We start from the raw sequence: 20,766 nt of genomic DNA, 5'->3' as shown, positions 1-20,766 counted from the left end.
CGGTGGTGGCCCCCTACGGCTTCACTGCTGAGCGCTGCTGCACTGCGGGACCAACTTCTGCTCTTCCTCGCTGAGGGTGGGGCCCGGAGTGGGCGCCGGGGTGGCCTGGGCGGCGTGGGAGCGGGCCTCGCCGGATTCCTTCGCCGCGTCCTTGGCGGTGCCGCCGCCGGTGCGGTCGCTGTTCTGCTTCTCGCTCTCGCGCTGCGCCTGCTCGGCCTTGTGCCGCTCGGCTTCCTTCTTGCAGGCGCCGGCGAGCGTGCCGAGCTCCTTGGCCTTCTGTACGGCCTGGTCCCGGCTGCCGACGGCGATCGTGTCGACGACACGACTGCGCTGGTCGACCGGAAGGTACTTGAGTTCGATCTCGGGGTGGTCCTTGTACAGCCTGCTCAGGCTCACCCACGCCAGGTCCTGGTTGATGCCCTGGTAGACCGCCACGTGGTCGTTGTCCTTCGCGCCCACGTAGTACTGCGTCTGGGTCCACTGGTAGCCGCCGTACAGACCGCCGCCGACGACGCCCAGCGCCAGGGCGATGATCAGCGAGCGCTTGATCCAGCGGCCCTTGCGCCGGGGCTTGACGAAGTCCTCGTCCGTGAACGGGCCGAAGGCGCCGTCCGGCATGCCGCCCATCCCCGGGTCGCCGCTGCCGGGCGGGCCGAAGCCGCCGGGCGCCGTCTCCTGCGAGGGCACGGGCCGGCCCAGCTCGGCGGCGCGGCCGGCCGGGGTCTGCATGGCCCGCTTGTCGATGATGTGCAGCTGGTTCTCGGCGACGGCGCCGACGATCACCGGCGTGTCGTTGAACTCGGCGGCGAGGGTGTCCCCGCCGTCGACGTCGAGGACGTCGGCCACGATGCAGGTGATGTTGTCCGGGCCGCCGCCGCGCAGGGCGAGCTGGATCAGCTCCTGGATCGTCTCGTGCGGGCCCTGGTAGCTGGCGAGGGTCTCCTCCATCGTCTGGTGGCTGACGACACCGGAGAGCCCGTCGGAGCAGATCAGATAGCGGTCGCCGGCCCGCACCTCGCGGATCGACAGGTCCGGCTCGACGTGGTCGCCACTGCCCAGCGCGCGCATCAGCAGGGAGCGCTGCGGGTGGGTGGTGGCCTCCTCCTCGGTGATCCGGCCCTCGTCGACCAGCCGCTGCACCCAGGTGTGGTCCTGGGTGATCTGCGTGAGCACACCGTCGCGGAGGAGGTACGCGCGGGAGTCGCCGACGTGGACGAGACCGAGCCGCTGACCGGTCCACAGCAGGGCCGTGAGCGTGGTGCCCATGCCCTCGAGCTGGGGGTCCTCCTCGACCATGACGCGCAGCTGGTCATTGGCGCGCTGCACGGCGGTGCCGAGGGAGGTGAGGATGTCGGAGCCCGGGACGTCGTCGTCGAGCCCGACCAGCTGGGAGATCACCTCGGACGAGGCGACCTCGCCGGCGGCCTGGCCGCCCATGCCGTCGGCGATGGCGAGCAGCCGGGGGCCGGCGTAACCGGAGTCCTCGTTGCCCTCCCGGATCATGCCCTTGTGCGATCCGGCGGCGAAGCGCAGTGACAGACTCATGCGCACCTCGCCCGTCGGCTCCGGGTACAGCCCCTTCCCAGCCACGCTGCCCACCCTCCGGTCGTCATGGTCCTACTACTTCCGCAGCTCGATGACGGTCTTGCCGATGCGGATCGGCGCGCCGAGCGGAATCGGGGTCGGGGTGGTCAGCCGGGTCCGGTCGAGGTAGGTGCCGTTGGTCGACCCGAGGTCCTCGACGATCCACTGGCCGTCGCGGTCGGGGTAGATCCTGGCATGCCGACTGGAGGCGTAGTCGTCGTCCAGCACGATCGTCGAGTCGTGGGCGCGGCCGAGGGAGATGGTCTGGCCCTGGAGGGCCACCGTGGTGCCGGTCAGGCTGCCTTCGGAGACCACCAGCTTGGTGGGCGCGCCCCGGCGGCCGCGGTCGGCGCGACGGCCGCCGGGCTGCTGCTGGCGCTGCTGCGGCGGCGCCGACTGGGCCTGCTGCGCGCGCTGCGGGCGGGCCTCCCCGCCGCGGCGGGAGCCGCGCTGGGTCACGCGGGTGCCGAACAGATCGCTGCGGATGACCTGGACGGCCACGATGACGAACAGCCACAGTACGGCGAGGAAACCCAACCGCATGACCGTGAGGGTCAGCTCTGACATTGCCCCCGCTTCACCCTTCGGCTTGCCGATAAACGATGGTGGTACTGCCCACGACGATCCGTGAGCCGTCGCGGAGCGTAGCGCGCGTGGTGTGCTGCCCGTCCACCACGATGCCGTTGGTCGACCCCAGGTCCTGGACCGTGGCGGGGGTGCCGACCCGGATTTCGCAGTGCCGGCGGGAGACGCCGGGGTCGTCGATGCGTACGTCCGCTTCGGTGCTGCGGCCCAGCACGAGCGTGGACCGCGAGATCTGATGACGGGTGCCGTTGATCTCGATCCAGCGGCGCGTCTGTGCCCCGGGCACCGCTCCGGGACCCGGCCCGCCGGTGCGCGGCAGGGGACGGGCACCGGACGGCGGCGACGCGGGCATGGGCGGCACGCCGGAGGGCTGCGGCGGATAGCCGGCGCCCTGGGTGGCGCCGGCCGGTCCGGGGCGCGCGGCCTGCTGCCGGGCGTGCGGGTCCTGCGACTCGCTGGAGGCGAGGGTGCGGCTGCGCACCCGGTACAGACCGGTGTCGAGATCGTCGGCCTTCTCCAGGTGGACCTTGATGGTCCCCATGAAGGTGTACCGCTGCTGCTTGGCGTAGTCGCGGACCATGCCGGACAGCTCGTCGCCGAGCTGGCCGGAGTAGGGGCTGAGGCGCTCGAAGTCCGGGGCGCTCAGCTCCACGATGAAATCGTTCGGGACGACGGTGCGGTCACGGTTCCAGATGGTGGCGTTGTTGTCGCACTCCCGCTGGAGTGCCCCCGCGATCTCGACCGGCTGCACCTCGGACTTGAACACCTTGGCGAAGGTGCCGTTCACGAGACCCTCGAGTCGCTGCTCGAAGCGCTTCAGTACTCCCACGGGGCACCTCCTTCCCTCAGTGACGTCTCTGATGCTCAGTGTCGTTCCTGATACTGCTTACTGATCGTATCCACGCGTCGGGAAAACGGCTGGTTCCCCTTCGACGCCAGGAGTGATGAGTGTCGCCTCCACGCGGATCGTAGAGGTGCCCCGAAGCCAGTGTCCCGCAACCGGAGCCCTCCCCGGGCCCTCCCCCGGGGACGGGGCGGAGGCAATGGGTGTGAACGCACCCGCGAGAGCGTGCTAATGTTCTCGATGTCGGAAGGCGAACGGACAAGAACCGGGCGGAAACGCCGGGGGAACGGTCCGGAAAGCGGAAGACACACCCATGCGCGGGTGGCGGAATAGGCAGACGCGCTGGATTCAGGTTCCAGTGCCCGAAAGGGCGTGGGGGTTCAACTCCCCCCTCGCGCACAGACGAGACGGCCGGCATCGTGATCACGATGCCGGCCGTCTTGCTATGTCCCCGTCCGGTATGTGGGAGTGCTCACACCCCGCCCCACCCGGCGGGCGCCGGGCGGAGCGGAGCGCGGACCGCAACGGTCAGGCCGTCAGCTTCGCGACCGCCTCCGTCAGCTCGGCGATCGCCTCCGTCAGCGGCAGCTCCTCGCTCTCCCCGCTCCGGCGGTCCTTGAGCTCCACCACGCCCTCGGCGGCCCGGCGGCCGACGATCAGGATCCTCGGGATGCCGATCAGTTCCGCGTCGGTGAACTTCACCCCGGGAGAGACCCCGGCCCGGTCGTCGACCAGCACCCGCAGTCCGCCCGCGCGCAGCCGCTCGGCGGCGTCCAGGGCGAGCTCGGTCTGCGCCGCCTTGCCGGCCGCGACCACATGGACGTCGGCCGGGGCGACCTCGGCGGGCCAGCACAGGCCCTTGGCGTCGGCGGTCTGTTCGGCCAGCGCCGCCACCGCCCGTGAGACGCCGATGCCGTACGAGCCCATGGTCACCCGCACCGGCTTGCCCTGCGGGCCCAGCACGTCCAGCTGGAAGGTGTCGGCGTACTTGCGGCCGAGCTGGAAGATGTGCCCGACCTCGATCGCCCGGCCGAGCCGCAGCCCCGCGCCGCACGACGGGCACGGGTCGCCCTCCTCGACCACGACGACGTCCAGGTAGTCGTCGACCTCGAAGTCCCGGCCGCAGACGACGTCGCGCGCGTGGGTGTCCGGCTTGTTGGCGCCCGTCACCCAGGCGGTGCCGGGGGCGACGCGCGGGTCGGCGATGTAGCGGACCTTCGCGAGGCCCTGCGGGCCCACGTAGCCGCGCACCAGGTCCGGGCGGCCGGCGAAGTCCTCGGCGGTGACGAGCTCCACGACCGCCGGGGCCAGGTGCTCGCCCAGCTTGCCCAGGTCCACCTCGCGGTCCCCGGGCACGCCCACGGCCACGATCTCCCCGTCCACCTTGACCAGGAGGTTCTTCAGGGTCGCGGAGGCCGGTACGGCCAGCTGCCGGGCCAGGGACTCGATCGTCGGGGTGTCCGGGGTGTCCAGCTCCGTCATCGGGCCCGCCGCGGACGCGTCCACCGGCTCCGCCCGGTCCGCCGGGAAGGTCACCGCCTCCGTGTTCGCCGCGTACCCGCACGCCGGGCAGTCGACGAAGGTGTCCTCACCGGCCGCGGCGGGCGCCAGGAACTCCTCCGAGGCCGAGCCGCCCATCGCCCCCGACACCGCCGACACGATCCGGTGGTCCAGCCCCAGACGGGCGAAGATCCGCTGGTAGGCGGCCCGGTGGAGGGCGTACGACTCGGCCAGCCCCTCGTCGGTGATGTCGAAGGAGTACGAGTCCTTCATCTGGAACTCCCGGCCGCGCAGCACCCCCGAGCGCGGCCTGGCCTCGTCCCGGTACTTCGTCTGGATCTGGTAGAGCATCACCGGCAGGTCCTTGTAGGACACGCACTGGTCCTTGACCGTCTGCGTGAAGATCTCCTCGTGCGTGGGGCCCAGGAGATAGTCCGCGCCCTTGCGGTCCTTCAGCCGGAACAGCAGCTCGCCGTACTCCTCCCAGCGGCCGCTCGCCTCGTACGCCTCCTTGGGCAGCAGCGCCGGCAGCAGCACCTCCTGGGCGCCGATGGCGTCCATCTCCTCGCGCACGACGGCCGAGACGTTGTCCAGGACCTTCTTGCCCAGCGGCAGCCAGGTCCAGACGCCGGCCGCGTTGCGACGCACATAGCCGGCCCGCACCAGCAGCTTGTGGCTGAGCGTCTCGGCGTCCGCCGGATCGTCGCGCAGGGTCTTCACCATCAGCCTGGACATGCGCTGGACCTGGGACACGATGACTCCTTGCGAGGGGGAGAGCGGTGCGATGGACGCGATGGATGTGCAGGGTATCCAGCGTCCCTCGCCGCCCAGAAGCGGATTTCCCGGGGAAGATCCGACATGCGCGACTGGTCAAGCGGCGGGTCAATGGGCCTGCGGGAGAGGAGACTTGCCGGGTGACCGCCCGGCCGGACACGGCGCCCGGCGGGACGGTACGGTCGGGGAAGATCGACACCAACGGGCGGTTGACGCCGATGGGGGAGGTGGCACCGCGATGACGCGACTGCCGTACGTACCGGGATTCGCCCAGCCGGCGGCCGGAGAACCGGCCGGGACCGCGCGCGGGGCGGGCAAGGTCGGCAGGGCCGGTAAGGCCGCCAGGACCGCGGGCAAGGCCCTGCGCGACGCGGTGCCCCGCGCCGAGCACGCCCGCTGGCGGCCCGCCGCCGGACGCCCCGGCGCGGTCGAGAGCGTCGAGGAGGCCAACGCCGGGCGGCTGCCCGGGCTCGTCCCGATCCGTGTGGGCCGCATGGTGGCCTCCCCCTTCGCCTTCCTGCGCGGCTCGGCCGGGCTGATGGGGTACGACCTGATGGGCACGGCCGTCACCGGCGTGGGCGCCCAGCTGTGCGGGGACGCGCACGCCGCGAACTTCGGGCTCTACGGCGACGCGCGCGGCGAAATAGTCATAGACCTCAACGACTTCGACGAGACCCTCCACGGACCGTGGGAGTGGGACGTCAAGCGCCTCGCCGCCTCCCTGGTGCTGGCCGGGCGCGAGGCGGGCGCCGACGAGGACACCTGCCGCACGGCGGCGCGCGACGCCGCCGGCGCCTACCGCCACACGATGCGGCTGCTGGCCCGGATGCCCGCGTCCGAGGCCTGGAACGCCATCGCCGACGAGGAGCTCGTCTCCCACGCCGACGCCCACCAGCTGATGGGCACGCTGGAGCGGGTCGGGGCGAAGGCCCGGCGGAACACCAGCGCCCGCTTCGCCGCCAGGTCGACGGAGGAGGACGGCCTGGGCGGCCGCCGGTTCGTCGACGCGCCGCCCGTGCTGCGCCGGGTGCCGGACCAGGAGGCGGCCGCCGTCGCGGCCTCCCTCGGCCCGTACCTGGGCACGCTGCCGGAGGAACTGCTGCCGCTGCTGGCCCGGTACACGATCCAGGATGTGGCGTTCCGGATAGTGGGCACCGGGAGCGTGGGGCTGCGGTCGTACGTGGTGCTGCTGCACGACCACCGGGGCGAGCCGCTGGTGCTCCAGGTCAAGGAGGCCCGGCCGTCGGCGCTGCTGCCCTACGCCGAGAAGACGGGCTTCGAGGCGCCGCCCGCCGGGCACGAGGGGCGGCGCGTGGTGCTGGGACAGAAGTCGATGCAGGTCGTCAGCGATGTGCTGCTGGGGTGGACGACGGTCGAGGGACGCCCGTACCAGGTACGGCAGTTCCGCAACCGCAAGGGCAGCGTGGACCCGGCGGCGCTGGCCCCCGGCGAGCTCGACGACTACGGCCGGATGACGGGCGCCCTGCTGGCGCGGGCGCACGCGCACAGCGCCGACCCGCTGCTGATCGCCGGCTACTGCGGCAAGGGCGAGGAGCTGGACGAGGCGATCGCCGCCTTCGCCGTCGCGTACGCGGACCGCATGGAAGCCGATCACGCGGAGCTGGCGGCGGCCGTGCGCACCGGGCGGGTGGCGGCGGAGACGGGGGTCTGAGGGGCGCCCCGGGTGGGCCAGGGCCGGAACCCGGGGCCCGGGCCGGAACCGGGGGCCCGGGCCGGAGGCCACCTCGTACCCTGGGCGGGTGATGAACCCGGAAGCTGAGACGGCCGACGAGCCGCGCGCGGAGGAACCCGGTACCGAGCGGCTCGCCCAGGCCGTGCGGTCGGCCGAACAGGCCTTGATCGAGTTCGAGATAGCGGTGGAGACCTTCCGGGTCGAGGTGGAGAACTTCTCCCGCCTGCACCACCAGCGCCTCGGCCCGATGTACGCCCGTCTCGACGAGCTCGACGCACTGATCGCCGAGGCTGTCGCGGCACGCTCGGGGGACGCGGAGGACGCCCGGCGCGCCCGGGAAGCCCGGGCGCTGGTGCAGCCCATGCCCGGGGTCGACGACCTGCTGGGCGGCTGGATCGACGACTCCGGGATGTCGCCGGAGGCCGCGGCCATGCTCACCGAGCAGCGGGTGCGCCCGCCGGCCCGGGTGCGGCCCAGCGACGCGGCCCGGCGCGCCTACCGCGAACTGGTCCGCAAGGCCCACCCGGACCTGGCCCCGGACGAGGCGGACCGGCTGCGCCGCGAGGCCTTCATCGTGCGGGTGAACGCCGCCTACGCCGACGGTGACGAGGCGCTGCTCCTGGAGCTCGCCGAGGAGTGGGCGGCGGGTCCCGTGCCGGCGCAGCGGCGCGTCAGCCCCAGCGAGGAGCTGTACGCGCGGCTGGAGTGGCTGGCGCGACGCAAAGACATGCTGTCGGCGGTGGCCGCCGAACTGGAGGCCTCCGCGATCGGCGCGATGCTCCGGATGGCGCCGGACGACCCGGACGGGCTGCTGGTGGAGATCGCCGACGGGCTGCTGGCGCAGATCACGGAACGGGAGGCTCATCTGGCCTCGCTGACCGGCTAGCCGGTCGGGTAGCGTCGGGAGCATGGTTTTTGGTTCCCGAGTGCCCACGGTCGGTGTCGACGCCCTGTCCGCCGACGATTTCCTGCTGGACGTGCGTGAGGACGACGAGTGGCAGGCAGGGCATGCCGAGGGCGCGCTGCACATCCCGATGAGCGATTTCGTGGCGCGCTTCGGTGAGCTGACGGAGAAGGCCCCCGAGGGCGGCCGGATCCATGTCATCTGCCGGTCCGGGGGCCGTTCCGCGCAGGTCACGGCCTATCTGGTGCAGCAGGGGCTCGACGCGGCGAATGTCGAGGGCGGGATGCAGGTGTGGGCGGCCGCCGGCCGTCCGGTCGTGGACGCCGCCGGCGCCCCGGGCGCCGTGATCTAGCCGCTGTGATCTAGCCGTTCCTCAGCTCAGGGGGTGGGCGGCCAGCAGGTCGCCCAGGGCCTCCTCATGGGCGGCGGCCGGGCCGAGGGAGAGCTCCAGCTGTTTGGCCCAGGCGTGATAGCGGTGGAGGGCGTACTCGGTGTCCGCGCCGAAGCCGCCGTGCAGATGCTGGGCGGTCTGGACGACGCGGCGTACGCCCTCGGAGGCCCAGACCTTGGCGACGGCGATGTCCGCGGCGACGGGCAGCGCGTCGGTTTCCCCGCTGCCGGTGGATATCTCGATGCGCCAGGCCGCTTGCAGCAGCGTGGCCTCCATCGCCCTCAGGTCGATATAGCGATCCGCGCACTGGACCGCCACGGCCTGGAACGTGGCGAGGGGGAAGCCGAACTGCTCCCGCTTGCTCGTGTAGTCACTTGTCATCCGGGCGGCCGCCTCGCCGACGCCGAGTGCCAGGGCGCAGGTGCCGACGGTGAGCAGCTCGCGCAGCCGTTCCCAGCCGCCGTCCGCCGTGACCGTCTCGTCCGCCCCCATGCGCACCGCGTCGAGGGTGACCCGGGCGTAGCGCTCGCCGTTGGTGGAGACCTGGTCGTCCAGGGTGACTCCGGGGCGGCCGGGCGGGACCAGGGCGAGGACCGTACGGCCGTTCCCGGCGTGGGCGGGCAACAGGATCCGGTCGGCGGTGGGTGCCCAGGGCACGGCGGTCTGCTGCCCGTCGAGGAGCCAGTGGCCGTCGCTGTCCTGCCGGGCCGTGACGGCTCGCTCGGGGGCGTCATGCCCGGTACGGCCCTGGGCGGCGGTCGTGACGACGAGCTCGCCCCGGCCGATGGCGTCCAGCAGCGGTCCCGTCGCGGCGTCGCCGTACGTGCCCAGGACGAAGGCGGCGGCGCTGGTCTCCAGCAGGGGGACGCGGGCCAGGACCCGGCCGGCCTCGCGGAGCACCAGGCACAGGGCGATCGGCCCGAGCCCCGCTCCGCCGCGCTCCTCGGGCAGGAGCAGGCTCAGCAGGTCCGCGTCGGCGAGGCGGCGCCACAGCGGGCGGTCGAAGTCCTCGGCGACCGGGCCCGTCACCAGGGCCGGGCTGGGCACCCCGTCGGCGCTCACCCCGCCGAGGACGGCCCGGGCCGCCTCGGCCGCCGCCTGCTGCTCCTCGGTGAAGGTGAAGTCCATGGCCGCCGCCCCTTCCATGAGCATCCCGTGACTATCTGACGATCCGTCAAACTAAGGGAGTGTCGAGGAATTGGGAATGCGGTCAGCGGTCGAAGTCCAGCTCGACCTTCTCCGTGGTGGCGTGCGACTGGCAGGCCAGTACGTATCCGGCGTCCAACTCCTCCTGTTCCAAAGCGAAGTTGCGGTCCATTCGAACGTCACCGGAGATCAGGAACGCGCGGCAGGTGCCACAGACGCCGCCCTTGCAGGCGTAGGGCGCGTCGGCGCGGTTGCGCAGCACCGTCTCCAGCAGCGTCTCCCCGTCGTGCACGGGCCAACTGCCGCTGCGGCCGTCCAGTTTGGCGGTCACCTTGCTGTGGGTGAGGGGCGTCTTCGTGGCCGCCACCGGGGCCGTGGCGGCGCCCGTCGTGGTCTCCTCCGCGTGGAAGATCTCCTCGTGGATCCGCTCGCGCGGGACGTCCAGGGCGCGCAGCGCCCGCTCCGCGCCCTGCACCAGCCCATGGGGGCCGCACAGGAACCAGCCGTCGACCGCCCCGACCGGCAGCAGCGCGGGCAGCAGCCGGGTCAGCCGCTCCTCGTCCAGCCGGCCGGAGGCGGGCCCGGCCTGCTGCTCCTCCCGGGAGAGGGTCTGGACGAGCTGGAGCCGGTCGGGGTAGCGGTCCTTGAGGTCGGCGACCTCGTCGAGGAACATCGTCGAGGCGGTGGTGCGGTCGCTGCGTATCAGGCAGAACCGGGCCTCCGGCTCGCTCGCCAGCAGGGTCGAGACGATGCTGAGGACGGGCGTGATCCCGCTGCCGCCGACGATCGCGGCGAAGCGGCCCGGCCGGGGCCGCAGCACGAACCGTCCGGCCGGGGCCATCACCTCCACGGTGTCCCCCACGGCCAGCTCCTTGAGGGCGTACGTCGAGAACGCCCCGCCGTCCACCAGCCGCACCGCGACCCGTAGCGTCTCGGGCCCCTCGGGGCCCGGGGCCCGGCCGCAGATGGAGTAGGTGCGGCGTATCTCCGTGCCGTCCACGGTCCGGCGGAGGGCGAGGTGCTGGCCGGGCGCGTGCCGGAAGCCGGCGCGCAGGTCGGGCGGGACCGCGAGGGTGACGGCGACCGAGTCGTCGGTGAGGGGCTCGACGGCCGTCACTCGCAGGGGGTGGAAGGCGCCATGGCGGGCCGCTGCCATCACAACTCCTTGAAGTGGTCGAACGGTTCGCGGCAGGCCTCGCAGCGGCGCAGCGCCTTGCAGGCGGTGGAGGAGAAGCGGCTCAGCAGCGTGGTGTCGGTGGACCCGCAGTGGGGGCACCGAATGGCCAGGCCGACCATGACAGGGCCTTTCGCCCCCGTCGGCCCCGGTGGCGCGATGCCGAACTCCTCGAGTTTGCGGCGGCCTTCGGCCGTGATGTCGTCGGTGGACCAGGGCGGGGAGAGGACCGTGCGGACGGTGACCTCGGCCTGCCCCCGCTCATTGAGCACACGTTCGATGTCGGCGGACATCGCCTCGACGGCGGGGCAGCCGGTGTAGGTGGGGGTGAGCTCCACCTCGACCCGGCCGGGGCCGGTGACGCGCAGGCCGCGCAGGACGCCCAGCTCGGCCAGGGTGAGCACGGGCAGCTCGGGGTCGGGGACGGACCCGGCCAGGGCCAGGAGCTCCTCTTCGAGGCGGGAGACGGGGGCTCCCGTGGGCGTGCTCACCATGTCGCCCCCGGGTGGCTGCGGTGCAGATGCTGCATTTCCGCGAGCATCCGGCCGAACGGCTCGGTGTGGATGCCCTGCCGGCCCGCGCCGGCCGTCCACGCGCCGGCCTGGGGGCCCTCGGGCAGGGTCAGCGTGGCGCGGCGGAGGACGTCGGTCACGGACGTCAGCCAGCCGTCGCGGAGGGCGGCCGGGTCGACGGGCAGTCCTTCCACGGGCTCGAAGAGCTCGCCCGTGAACCGCCAGAGGGCGTCGAGGGCGCGCCGCATCCGGGCGTGGCTCTCCGCCGTGCCGTCGCCGAGCCGCAGGGTCCAGTGCTCGGCGTGGTCCCGGTGGTAGGCGACCTCCTTGACGGCCTTCGCCGCGACGGGGGCGAAGGGCGACTCCCCGTCGCCCGCCAGCCGTTCGTACAGCAGCTGCTGGTAGGTGGAGAAGTAGAGCTGGCGGGCGATGGTGTGCGCGAAGTCGCCGTTGGGCTGTTCGACGAGCTGGACGTTGCGGAAGGCGCGCTCCTCGCGGAGGTAGGCGAGCTCGTCCTCGTCGCCCACGAGGGAGAGCAGGACGCGGGCCTGGCCGAGCAGGTCGAGCGCGATATTGGCGAGGGCGACCTCCTCCTCCAGCACGGGGGCGTGCCCGGCCCATTCGCCCAGCCGGTGGGAGAGCACCAGGGCGTCGTCGCCGAGGGCGAGGGCGGCGGCCGCGGGAGCCTGCACGGGGGCGGTCACAGGTGCTTCACCCCCTCCGGGATGTCGTAGAAGGTCGGGTGGCGGTAGGGCTTGTCGGCGGCGGGCTCGAAGAAGGGGTCCTTCTCGTCCGGGGAGGAGGCGGTGATCGCCGTGGACGGCACCACCCAGATGGAGACGCCTTCGGAGCGCCGGGTGTAGAGGTCGCGGGCGTTGCGCAGGGCCATCTCGGCGTCCGGGGCGTGGAGGCTGCCGGCGTGGGTGTGGGACAGGCCCCGCCTGCTGCGCACGAACACTTCCCACAGGGGCCAGTCGGTGCCGGTCATGCTGTCGCCTCTCCGTGTTCGGCCGCGTGCTTGGTGGCGTACGCGGCGGCTGCCTCGCGGACCCAGGCGCCTTCCTCATGGGCTTTGCGGCGCTGGGTGATCCGCTGTTCGTTGCACGGGCCGTTGCCGCGGAGGACCTCGTGGAACTCGTCCCAGTCGATGGGGCCGAAGTCGTGGTGGCCGCGCTCCTCGTTCCACCGGAGGTCCGGATCGGGGAGGGTGAGGCCCAGGGACTCGGCCTGCGGGACGCAGATGTCCACGAAGCGCTGGCGCAGCTCGTCATTGGAGTGCCGCTTGATCTTCCAGGCCATGGACTGCGCGGAGTGGGCGGACTCGTCGTCGGGCGGGCCGAACATCATCAGGGACGGCCACCACCAGCGGTCCACCGCGTCCTGCGCCATCGCGTGCTGGGCCTCGGTGCCCCGGCTGAGGGCGAGCAGCAGCTCATAGCCCTGGCGCTGGTGGAAGGACTCCTCCTTGCAGATGCGGACCATGGCCCGGGCGTAGGGGCCGTAGGAGCAGCGGCAGAGGGGGACCTGGTTGGTGATGGCCGCGCCGTCCACGAGCCAGCCGATGGCGCCGACGTCCGCCCAGGTCAGGGTGGGGTAGTTGAAGATCGAGGAGTAGCGCTGGCGGCCGGCGTGGAGCTTGTCGAGCAGCTCGTCGCGGCCGGTGCCGAGGGTCTCGGCGGCGCTGTAGAGGTAGAGGCCGTGGCCCGCCTCGTCCTGCACCTTGGCCATGAGGATCGCCTTGCGGCGCAGCGAGGGCGCGCGGGTGATCCAGTTGGCCTCGGGCTGCATGCCGATGATCTCGGAGTGGGCGTGCTGGGCGATCTGCCGGACGAGCGTGGCGCGATAGGCGTCGGGCATCCAGTCCCGTGGCTCGATGCGCTCGTCGGCGGCCACGGCGGCTTCGAACACCGCCTCCAGCGCTCCCGTCTCCGGCGCCGTCGTGGTCATGCCGTGCCCCCTCGCCTTAATGACTCTCCCTACCGACCGATCGTTCGGTTCAATGGTGAGGCGAGCCCCAGACCCTGTCAAGCCTGTGGATAACCCGTGGACGCTGGGCCTGGTGAGGCCACGTCGGTACGGTTCGGGTGCACGCCGGGGCACTCGGGCGCCCGGCGGCGCGCGCCACGGGCGCACGGACCGGCGGACACGGGATCGGGGCGGAGCGATGGAGACGGACGAGGCGCGGGGGCGGGCCGACGGCGCCGCCGGACCGGAGGGCCTCTCCCTGCCGTCACGCGTCGTCGTGGCCGTCGGCGCCGTGGTGGTGACGCTGGCGGTGGCGGTGCACCTCGCGATGATGTTCCTGCATGTGGCGCCGCCGAACACGGTCAGCAAACGACACGCGGCGGAGATAGACGACTACGTCTACCCGGAGTTCGAACAGAACTGGAAGTTCTTCGCCCCCAACCCGCTCCAGCAGAACATCGCCGTGCAGGCGCGCGCCGAGCTGACCGGCCCGGACGGCCGGACCACCGTCACCCCCTGGACCGACCTGTCGGCCCGCGACGGCGCCGACATACTCCACAACCCCGTCCCGAGCCACACCCGGCAGAACGAGCTCCGCCGCGCCTGGGACTTCTACGCGGGAACCCACGACGGCCAGGAGCGCCCCAGCGGCCTGCGCGGCCGCCTCGCCGAGCAGTACGTCCGCCGCATCGCCGTCTCCCGGCTGGGCGCGGCCCGGGACGGCCGCCCGGTCGAACGCGTCCAGGTGCGGTCCGTGACCACCTCCATCGCGCCCCCGCCCTGGAGCGACGAGAAGGCCGACACCAAGCCGGTGTACCGGGTGCTGGGCTGGTGGCCGGTGACCAGCGCCGATCTCGCGGAGGCGAGGAACCGATGACCACCTCACTGTCGCGCGCGCTCGCCCGCGTCACGGGCGCCTCCCTGGGCCCCCATCAGACGGCCCTCCTGCGGATCGGGCTCTCCTTCACCTGGCTGTGCTACCTGCTCCGCGAATGGCCCAACCGTCATGAGCTGTACGGGCCGGACGCGCCCTGGAGCTGGCGGATGGCCCGCGAGCTCACCGGTGACAACCACGCCTTCACCGCGCTGATGTGGTCCGACAGCCACGCGTGGTTCGAGACCGTCTACGTGCTCGCCATCGTCTTCAGCGCCCTGCTGATGCTCGGCTGGCGCACCCGGACCATGTCGGTCCTCTCCATGCTCGGTGTGCTGTCGCTCCAGAACCGCAGCGTGTTCATCGGGGACGGCGGCGACAACGTCGTCCATCTGATGGCGCTCTACATGGTCCTGACCCGCTGCGGCCAGGTCTGGTCCCTCGACGCCCGGCGCGCGGCGCGACAGGCGCGGGAGGGTGCCGACGCCGGCTCGAAGGACGTGCCGGGAGTCGTGCTGTGGACGGTCTGCGGACTCGGGCTCGTCCTCGCGCAACTCCTCGGCGACGACAGCATGTCCTGGACCGGCGAGGGGCCGCTGCCCGGCCTCTCCTGGCCTGTCGCCCTGTGGGGGTTGTGGGCCGTCCAGGGCGTGTGGTGGGCCGTGCGGCGCCACGCCCCCGGGGAGCCGCGCGCCGTGCTCGACGCGCTGGCCCATCTGGCGCACAACGGCGCCCTGGTGGTCATCATGGCGGAGGTCTGCCTGATCTACGCCACGGCCGGCTGGTACAAGGTCCAGGGATCGCGCTGGCAGGACGGCACCGCGCTGTTCTACCCGATGCACATCGACTACTTCTCGCCCTGGCCCTGGCTCTCCCACGCCCTCGCCGCCAGCAGCCTCGTCGTCCTGCTGCTCAGCTACGGCACGGTGGCCGTGCAGGTCGCGTTCCCCTTCACTCTGCTCAACCGGCGGGTGAAGAACGTGCTGCTGGCGCTGATGATGGCCGAGCACCTCGGCATCGCCGTGCTGCTGGGCCTGCCCTTCTTCTCCCTCGCGATGATCGTCACGGACGCGGTGTTCCTGCCGACGTCCGTCCTGCGCCGGCTGGAGGGCGTCCGGCGCCTGCCGTCCCTGGTCCGCCGGCGGATGGGGACGGCGGCCTCCTGCCCCGCTCCCCGGACCCCGGCCGAGGAGGGAGCCGACGGGCCGGCCGATGGCTCGACCGACGGGTCGGCCGCCGTGCCGGGGCCCGGCCGGCGGACCGTAGGCTGAGGCCCATGACCCAGGACGATCCCGGCACCGCCGCGCTGCGGCGGTGGGCCGCCGACGCGCCCGGCGCCGTGCTGCTCGACGGCTTCCACGCGCTCAAGCACGCCCTGCGCTTCGGGGCACCCGTGGGGCCCGCCCTCACCAGCGACAAGGCCTCGGTCCTGGCGCTCTCCGCCGACCTGGCCGGGGATCTGACGGACACCCTCGACGACCTCCTGGTGGAGGTGCCCGCGGCGACGCTGCGGGAGCTCGTGCCCAGGATCCACCCCACGGGCGTGGCCGCGCTCGCCGCGCGGCGCGACCGCCGGGCCAACCTCGACACACTGGCCCGACGCCCCCGGCCGGCCCCCGTCGTCGTCCTGGACAACCCCCGCAACCTCGGCAACGTCGGGGCCGTGGTCCGGCTGGCGGCCGGCTTCGGCGCGACCGGCGTGGTCACCACCGGGGACATCGACCCCTGGCACCCCAACGCTGTGCGATCGGGGGCCGGGCTGCACTACGCGACGGCGGTGGAACGACTGCCGGCCGACGATCTGCCCCCGGGGCCGCTGTACGTCCTGGACCCGGAGGGGGACGACATCCGGGGCGTCCCCCTGCCCGACGACGCGCTCCTCGTGTTCGGGTCGGAGCGGCACGGGGTCTCGGCGGAGCTGCGGGGCAGGGCGGACCGGCTGGTCGCGCTGCCGATGCGGCCGCAGGTGTCCAGCTACAACCTGGCCACGAGTGTGGCGATGGCGCTGTTCCACTGGGGTGGGACCGGGGCGGCGCCCGCGGCGGGCTGAGCCCCGGCCCCGGCCGGCTCAGGCCTGGCGGCGTACCTCCACCGTGCGGAAGCGGGTGGCGACGAAGGCGCTGTCGCACAGGACCGCGTTGGCCGCGGGGTTGCCGCCCGAGCCATGGAAGTCGGAGAACGCGGCCGTCTGGTTGACGTACACCCCGCCGGTGAGGTTGAGGGAGAGCTGGGCGCACTCCTCCAGGCATGCCTCCTCGATCAGCCGCTCGACATCGGCCGAGGTCGTGTACGCCCCGACCGTCATCGCGCCCTTCTCCCGCACCGTGCGGCGCAGCAGCTCCACCGCGTCGGCGGCGGAGCCGACCGCCACCGCGAAGGACACCGGGCCGAAGCACTCCGAGAGATAGGCCGCCTCGGCGTCCGGCTTGGCGCCGTCGAGCTTGACGATGACCGGGGTGCGGACCGTGGCGCCGGGGAAGTCGGGGTTGGCCACGGTACGGGAGGCGAGAGCGACCTCGCCGAGCTGCGCGGCGGCGTCGATCCGGGCCTTGACCTGGTCGTTGACGATGGCGCCGAGCAGGGCGTTGGCCCGGGCGTCGTCGCCCAGGAGCCGCTCCACGGCCGTGGCGAGGTCGGCGACGAGCTCGTCGAAGGACTTGTGCCCGGCGTCCGTGGAGATGCCCTCGCGCGGGACGAGCAGGTTCTGCGGGGTGGTGCACATCTGGCCGCTGTAGAGGGACAGCGAGAAGGCCAGGTTGGAGAGCATGCCCTTGTAGTCGTCGGTGGAGTCGACGACGACGGTGTTGACGCCCGCCTTCTCCGTGAAGACCTGCGCCTGGCGGGCGTTGGCCTCCAGCCAGTCGCCGAAGGCGGTGGAGCCCGTGTAGTCGATGATGCGGATCTCCGGGCGGACGGCCAGGGACTTGGCGATGCCCTCGCCGTCCCGCTCGGCGGCCAGCGCCACCAGGTCGGGGGAGAAGCCGGCCTCGGCCAGCACCTCACGGGCGACGCGCACCGTCAGGGCGAGCGGCAGCACCGCGCGCGGGTGGGGCTTGACCAGGACGGCGTTGCCGGTGGCCAGGGAGGCGAACAGGCCCGGGTAGCCGTTCCACGTGGGGAAGGTGTTGCAGCCGATGAGCAGGGAGACGCCGCGCGGCACGGTGGTGAACTGCTTGTTCAGCTTCAGGGGATCGCGCTTGCCCTGCGGCTTCACCCACTCGGCGGTCTCCGGGGCGGCGCCCGTCTGCTCGGCGTAGGCGTAGGCGACGGCCTCCAGGCCGCGGTCCTGCGCGTGCGGCCCGCCCGCCTGGAAGGCCATCATGAACGCCTGGCCGCTGGTGTGCATGACCGCGTGCGCGAACTCGTGCGTCCGGGCGTTGATCCGGGCCAGGATCTCCAGACAGACCGCCGCCCGCGCCCGCGGGCCCGCCTCGCGCCACGAGGGCATCGCCGCGCGCATCGTGGGCAGGAGGACGTCGACGTCGGCGTGCGGATACTCGATGCCCAGCTCGAAGCCGTACGGAGAGACCTCCGAGCCCGCCCAGCCGTCCGTGCCGGGCTGGTCCAGCTCGAAGCGCTTGCCGCGCTGCGCGTCGAAGGCGGCCTGACCCTCGGCGGCGCCCAGGCTGCCGGGCGCGCCCTCGGGCCCGTAGGCCTTCGGGTGCTCGGCGTGCGGGGACCAGTAGGCGCGCGAACGGATGGCGTCCAGGGCCTGGTCAAGGGTGGGGCGGTGCTTCTCGATCAGCTGGGCGGTGGTGAGTCCGGCGGTCACGTCAGACCAACTCCTCGTCGAGCGGGGCTCCGATACGGGGGATCAGAAGCGCCCCCGATGGATACAGTAACCGAACGATCGGTCGGGGCAAGGGGGCCCGGCGAACCTGTGGACAACTCATCGGGGAGGATCACTGTCATGACCGCAATCGACCCGGCCCGAGCCGTCGCCGTCGTCGGCACCGGCACCATGGGCCAGGGCATCGCCCAGGTCGCCCTGGCCGCGGGCCACCCCGTACGGCTGTACGACGCGGTGCCAGGCCAGGCGGAGGAGGCGGCCCGGGCGGTCGCCGCCCGGCTCGGCCGCCTGGTGGACAAGGGCAGGCTCGACGCGGCCGGCCGGGACGCGGCTCTCGCCCGTCTGCGACCCGCCGCGCGGCTCGCCGAACTCGCCGACTCCGCGCTCGTCATCGAAGCGATCGTGGAGCGGCTGGACGCCAAGCGGAAGCTCTTCCAGGAGCTGGAACCGGTCGTCGCGGACGACTGCCTGCTCGCCACCAACACCTCCTCACTGCCGGTGACCGCCGTCGCCGGGGCGCTGCGGCTGCCCGGCCGCTTCGTCGGCCTGCACTTCTTCAACCCCGCCCCGGTGCTTCCCCTCGTCGAGGTCGTCCGCGGCCACGCCACCGACGAGACGGCCGCCGAGCGGGCCCGGGCCACCGTCGCCGCGTGGGGCAAGACCCCGGTGGCCTGCGCCGATACCCCCGGCTTCATCGTCAACCGCCTCGCCCGGCCCTTCTACGCCGAGGCCTTCCGGGTGTACGAGGAGCGGGGCGCCGACCCCGCCACCATCGACGCCGTGCTCCGGGAGAGCGGCGGCTTCGCGATGGGCCCCTTCGAGCTGACCGACCTCATCGGCCAGGACGTGAACGACGCCGTCACCCGTTCGGTTTACGAGGCGTTCTTCCAGGACCCGAAGTTCACGCCGTCGCTGGCACAGGGGCGGCTGGTGCAGGCGGGGCTGCTGGGCCGGAAGAGCGGCGAGGGGTGGTTCCCGTACGCCGACGGCGCCGAGAGGCCCGAGCCGAGCACGGCCGGGCCCTGTGAGCAGCCCGCGGAGGTGGGCTATCGCCATCGTCTCACGGGTCCGGCGGCGGTGCTGCCGCAGATGATCGAAGAAGCCGGTATCAAGATCACCCGGGATGGCGGTCAGGACACGTACGACGGCTCCATCGTCCTCCCGGGCGGTACGGAACTGTGCCTCACCGACGGTAACGGTCCCACCAACGCGGCCTACCTCGGCCCGCGCATCGACTTCGACCTCGCTCTCGACTACCGCAGGTGCACCCGCGTCGCCCTGGCGCCCTCCCGGACCGCGCCGGAGGCGGACGTACGGGCGGCCATTGGCCTGTTCCAGGCTCTCGGCAAGAAGGTCAGCGTCATCGGCGACCTCCCCGGGATGATCGTCGCCCGTACGGTCGCCCTCCTCGTCGACCTCGCGGAGGACGCGGCCGGCCGGGGCGTCGCGACGTCCGAGGACATCGACACCGCCATGCGACTGGGAGTGAACTACCCCGTCGGCCCTCTGGGATGGGGGCGGTCGCTCGATACCACCTGGCTGCGGCAGTTCCTGCTGAGCATGGACCACGAGTACCCCGGCGGGCGCTACGCCGCCTGTCAGTCCCTCCGCCGCCGTGCGGCCGTCGAAGAGAGCCTGCTGTAATCATGACCATGGCCAAGCGCGACACCTACACGCCCGAATCGCTGCTCGCGGTCGCCGTCAAGGTGTTCAACGAGCGGGGCTACGACGGCACCTCCATGGAGCACCTCTCCAAGGCGGCCGGGATCTCCAAGTCCTCGATCTACCACCACGTCAAGGGCAAGGAGGAACTGCTGCGGCTCGCCATAAGCCGGGCGCTGGACGGCCTCTTCGCGGTCCTGGACGAGCCGGGCGCCACCGGCGGGCGGGCGGTCGAGCGGCTGGAGTACGTCACCCGGCGGACCGTCGAGGTGCTGCTCGCGGAGCTGCCCTATGTGACGCTGCTGCTGCGCGTGCGGGGCAACACGGACACCGAGCGCTGGGCGATGGAGCGGCGGCGCGAATTCGACCACCGTGTCGCCGCGCTGCTGAAGGAGGCCGCCGCCGACGGCGACCTGCGGCAGGACGTGGACGCCCGGCTGGCGACCCGGCTGCTCTTCGGAATGATCAACTCGGTCGTGGAGTGGTACCGGCCGGAACGGGGCGGGGCCGCCACGAGCGACGAGGTGGCCGACGCGGTCGTCCACACGGCCTTCGCCGGCCTGCGCACCTACCGCTGACGCCCCCGTCGGCAGCCACCCGCCCGCCGGCGGCGGCCGCGGCGCCCTCCGGGCGCGCTAGCGGCCGTCGTCGAGCGGGCGGTCCTCCTTGAGGTCCGTCTCCTCGAAGACCAGCAGCGTCCGCGTGCTCAGCACCTCTTCGATCGCCTGGATCCGGCTCAGGACGAGCTCGCGCAGGGCGCGGTTGTCCTTGGTGTGGACGAGCAGCAGGACGTCGAAATCCCCGCTCACCAGGGCGATGTGGGCGGCGCCCGGCAGCTCCCGGAGCTTCTCGCGGACCGTGCGCCAGGAATTCTGGACGATCTTCAACGTGATGTAGGCCGAGGCGCCGTGCCCGGCCCGCTCCTGGTCGATCCGGGCGCCGAACCCCTTGATCACCCCGTCGTCGATCAGCCGGTTGATCCGCGCGTAGGCGTTGGCCCGCGACACGTGCACCCGCTCGGCCACGGACCGTATCGAGGCCCGACCGTCCGTCTGGAGCATGCGCAGGATCGAGCGGTCTATGTCGTCGAGCGGGCGGGCGGGCGGTCTGCCGCCCGAAGTGGCCATCTGTTCGTCCGGCATACCGCCATGCCTCCCCTTCATGGACGTCCTGCCCATATCTCAGGTTGTGGAGAACCGTTTGTCCACAGGCTCGGGCCGCCTGTAGCCAAAAAGTGCCGACGACCGAACAATCGGTAGGGAGAGCGCAGGACGCTTTCCGGTCAAGCTCGTCCCAAGAGGAGGTGCTCGCCATGACGGTTCTGGAGCAGCCCGGCTCGTACCGGCCCGCCCCGCCCCCGGCCTGGCA

20 protein-coding genes and 1 tRNA gene are annotated in these 20,766 nt (G+C 72.5%); 9 read left to right on the top strand and 12 right to left on the bottom strand.

Annotated elements, in window-relative coordinates:
• Positions 1-21: 21 nt before the first annotated feature.
• The 3 genes from K6I33_RS07285 to K6I33_RS07275 all read right to left on the bottom strand — a co-directional run bounded on the left by K6I33_RS07285 (position 22) and on the right by K6I33_RS07275 (position 2,998).
• Positions 22-1,545 (bottom strand): PP2C family serine/threonine-protein phosphatase, encoded by a 1,524-nt coding sequence (locus tag K6I33_RS07285; protein WP_229348988.1) that lies wholly within the window; start codon positions 1,543-1,545, stop codon positions 22-24.
• Positions 1,546-1,620: 75 nt separating this feature from the next.
• Positions 1,621-2,151 carry an FHA domain-containing protein gene (locus tag K6I33_RS07280; RefSeq protein WP_229348961.1) on the bottom strand — a complete coding sequence of 177 codons (531 nt, stop codon included), beginning with the start codon at positions 2,149-2,151 and terminating at the stop codon, positions 1,621-1,623.
• A 10-nt stretch (positions 2,152-2,161) separates the two neighbouring features.
• Positions 2,162-2,998 (bottom strand): DUF3662 and FHA domain-containing protein, encoded by an 837-nt coding sequence (locus tag K6I33_RS07275; RefSeq protein ID WP_229348960.1) that lies wholly within the window; start codon positions 2,996-2,998, stop codon positions 2,162-2,164.
• Between the two features lie 330 nt (positions 2,999-3,328).
• On the opposite strand from K6I33_RS07275, the gene K6I33_RS07270 reads away from it, so the two are divergent.
• Positions 3,329-3,412 (top strand) — tRNA-Leu (locus tag K6I33_RS07270).
• Between the two features lie 129 nt (positions 3,413-3,541).
• Here the strand turns inward: K6I33_RS07270 and K6I33_RS07265 are convergent.
• The gene (locus K6I33_RS07265) at positions 3,542-5,266 is read right to left on the bottom strand and encodes a proline--tRNA ligase (protein WP_229348959.1); all 1,725 of its coding nucleotides are present in this window, start codon (positions 5,264-5,266) and stop codon (positions 3,542-3,544) included.
• A gap of 259 nt (positions 5,267-5,525) precedes the next feature.
• Between K6I33_RS07265 and K6I33_RS07260 the strand changes: the two genes are divergently transcribed.
• The 3 genes from K6I33_RS07260 to K6I33_RS07250 all read left to right on the top strand — a co-directional run bounded on the left by K6I33_RS07260 (position 5,526) and on the right by K6I33_RS07250 (position 8,236).
• A complete protein-coding gene (locus K6I33_RS07260; RefSeq protein ID WP_229348958.1) occupies positions 5,526-6,959 on the top strand; it encodes a DUF2252 domain-containing protein in 1,434 nt (477 codons plus the stop codon).
• A gap of 91 nt (positions 6,960-7,050) precedes the next feature.
• The gene (locus K6I33_RS07255) at positions 7,051-7,866 is read left to right on the top strand and encodes a J domain-containing protein (protein ID WP_229348957.1); all 816 of its coding nucleotides are present in this window, start codon (positions 7,051-7,053) and stop codon (positions 7,864-7,866) included.
• 40 nt (positions 7,867-7,906) lie between these two features.
• Positions 7,907-8,236, top strand: a complete 330-nt coding sequence (locus K6I33_RS07250; RefSeq protein ID WP_229348955.1) for a rhodanese-like domain-containing protein — start codon at positions 7,907-7,909, stop codon at positions 8,234-8,236.
• Positions 8,237-8,257: 21 nt separating this feature from the next.
• Here K6I33_RS07250 and K6I33_RS07245 read toward each other — a convergent pair whose 3' ends face one another.
• The 6 genes from K6I33_RS07245 to paaA all read right to left on the bottom strand — a co-directional run bounded on the left by K6I33_RS07245 (position 8,258) and on the right by paaA (position 13,054).
• Positions 8,258-9,403 carry an acyl-CoA dehydrogenase family protein gene (locus tag K6I33_RS07245; RefSeq protein WP_229348985.1) on the bottom strand — a complete coding sequence of 382 codons (1,146 nt, stop codon included), beginning with the start codon at positions 9,401-9,403 and terminating at the stop codon, positions 8,258-8,260.
• Between the two features lie 82 nt (positions 9,404-9,485).
• A complete protein-coding gene (locus K6I33_RS07240) occupies positions 9,486-10,577 on the bottom strand; it encodes a 2Fe-2S iron-sulfur cluster-binding protein (protein ID WP_229348953.1) in 1,092 nt (363 codons plus the stop codon).
• Entirely contained in the window at positions 10,577-11,089 is a 513-nt protein-coding gene (gene paaD, locus K6I33_RS07235; RefSeq protein ID WP_229348951.1) for a 1,2-phenylacetyl-CoA epoxidase subunit PaaD, read from the bottom strand. Before paaD ends, K6I33_RS07240 begins: the two co-directional genes overlap by 1 nt.
• On the bottom strand, positions 11,083-11,811 hold the full coding sequence (paaC, locus tag K6I33_RS07230) for a 1,2-phenylacetyl-CoA epoxidase subunit PaaC (RefSeq protein ID WP_229348949.1): 729 nt from the start codon (positions 11,809-11,811) through the stop codon (positions 11,083-11,085). The genes paaD and paaC overlap by 7 nt, the downstream gene beginning before the upstream one ends.
• Positions 11,808-12,095 carry a 1,2-phenylacetyl-CoA epoxidase subunit PaaB gene (gene paaB / locus K6I33_RS07225; protein ID WP_229348946.1) on the bottom strand — a complete coding sequence of 96 codons (288 nt, stop codon included), beginning with the start codon at positions 12,093-12,095 and terminating at the stop codon, positions 11,808-11,810. The genes paaC and paaB overlap by 4 nt, the downstream gene beginning before the upstream one ends.
• The gene (gene paaA / locus K6I33_RS07220; protein WP_229348945.1) at positions 12,092-13,054 is read right to left on the bottom strand and encodes a 1,2-phenylacetyl-CoA epoxidase subunit PaaA; all 963 of its coding nucleotides are present in this window, start codon (positions 13,052-13,054) and stop codon (positions 12,092-12,094) included. Before paaA ends, paaB begins: the two co-directional genes overlap by 4 nt.
• Positions 13,055-13,271: 217 nt before the next feature.
• Between paaA and K6I33_RS07215 the strand changes: the two genes are divergently transcribed.
• The 3 genes from K6I33_RS07215 to K6I33_RS07205 are packed head-to-tail and all read left to right on the top strand — an operon-like array spanning position 13,272 to position 15,996.
• Positions 13,272-13,949 (top strand): DUF5819 family protein, encoded by a 678-nt coding sequence (locus K6I33_RS07215; RefSeq protein WP_229348943.1) that lies wholly within the window; start codon positions 13,272-13,274, stop codon positions 13,947-13,949.
• The gene (locus tag K6I33_RS07210; protein WP_229348941.1) at positions 13,946-15,217 is read left to right on the top strand and encodes an HTTM domain-containing protein; all 1,272 of its coding nucleotides are present in this window, start codon (positions 13,946-13,948) and stop codon (positions 15,215-15,217) included. The genes K6I33_RS07215 and K6I33_RS07210 overlap by 4 nt, the downstream gene beginning before the upstream one ends.
• A gap of 5 nt (positions 15,218-15,222) precedes the next feature.
• Positions 15,223-15,996, top strand: a complete 774-nt coding sequence (locus K6I33_RS07205) for an RNA methyltransferase (protein ID WP_229348939.1) — start codon at positions 15,223-15,225, stop codon at positions 15,994-15,996.
• 18 nt (positions 15,997-16,014) lie between these two features.
• Here K6I33_RS07205 and paaN read toward each other — a convergent pair whose 3' ends face one another.
• Entirely contained in the window at positions 16,015-17,718 is a 1,704-nt protein-coding gene (gene paaN / locus K6I33_RS07200; RefSeq protein WP_229348937.1) for a phenylacetic acid degradation protein PaaN, read from the bottom strand.
• Between the two features lie 138 nt (positions 17,719-17,856).
• Between paaN and K6I33_RS07195 the strand changes: the two genes are divergently transcribed.
• Entirely contained in the window at positions 17,857-19,380 is a 1,524-nt protein-coding gene (locus tag K6I33_RS07195; protein ID WP_229348935.1) for a 3-hydroxyacyl-CoA dehydrogenase, read from the top strand.
• A 2-nt stretch (positions 19,381-19,382) separates the two neighbouring features.
• Positions 19,383-19,976: a TetR/AcrR family transcriptional regulator gene (locus K6I33_RS07190; RefSeq protein WP_229348934.1), complete on the top strand. Its 594-nt coding sequence runs from the start codon at positions 19,383-19,385 to the stop codon at positions 19,974-19,976.
• 57 nt (positions 19,977-20,033) lie between these two features.
• On the opposite strand, the gene K6I33_RS07185 is transcribed toward K6I33_RS07190, so the two are convergent.
• Positions 20,034-20,540, bottom strand: coding sequence for an Lrp/AsnC family transcriptional regulator (locus K6I33_RS07185; protein ID WP_229348933.1), 507 nt, complete (start codon positions 20,538-20,540; stop codon positions 20,034-20,036).
• Between the last annotated feature and the right edge of the window lie 226 nt (positions 20,541-20,766).

The organism is Streptomyces sp. UNOB3_S3 (assembly GCF_020740895.1).
Classification (GTDB): domain Bacteria; phylum Actinomycetota; class Actinomycetes; order Streptomycetales; family Streptomycetaceae; genus Streptomyces.
This window is presented reverse-complemented; position numbering and strand designations above follow the sequence as displayed.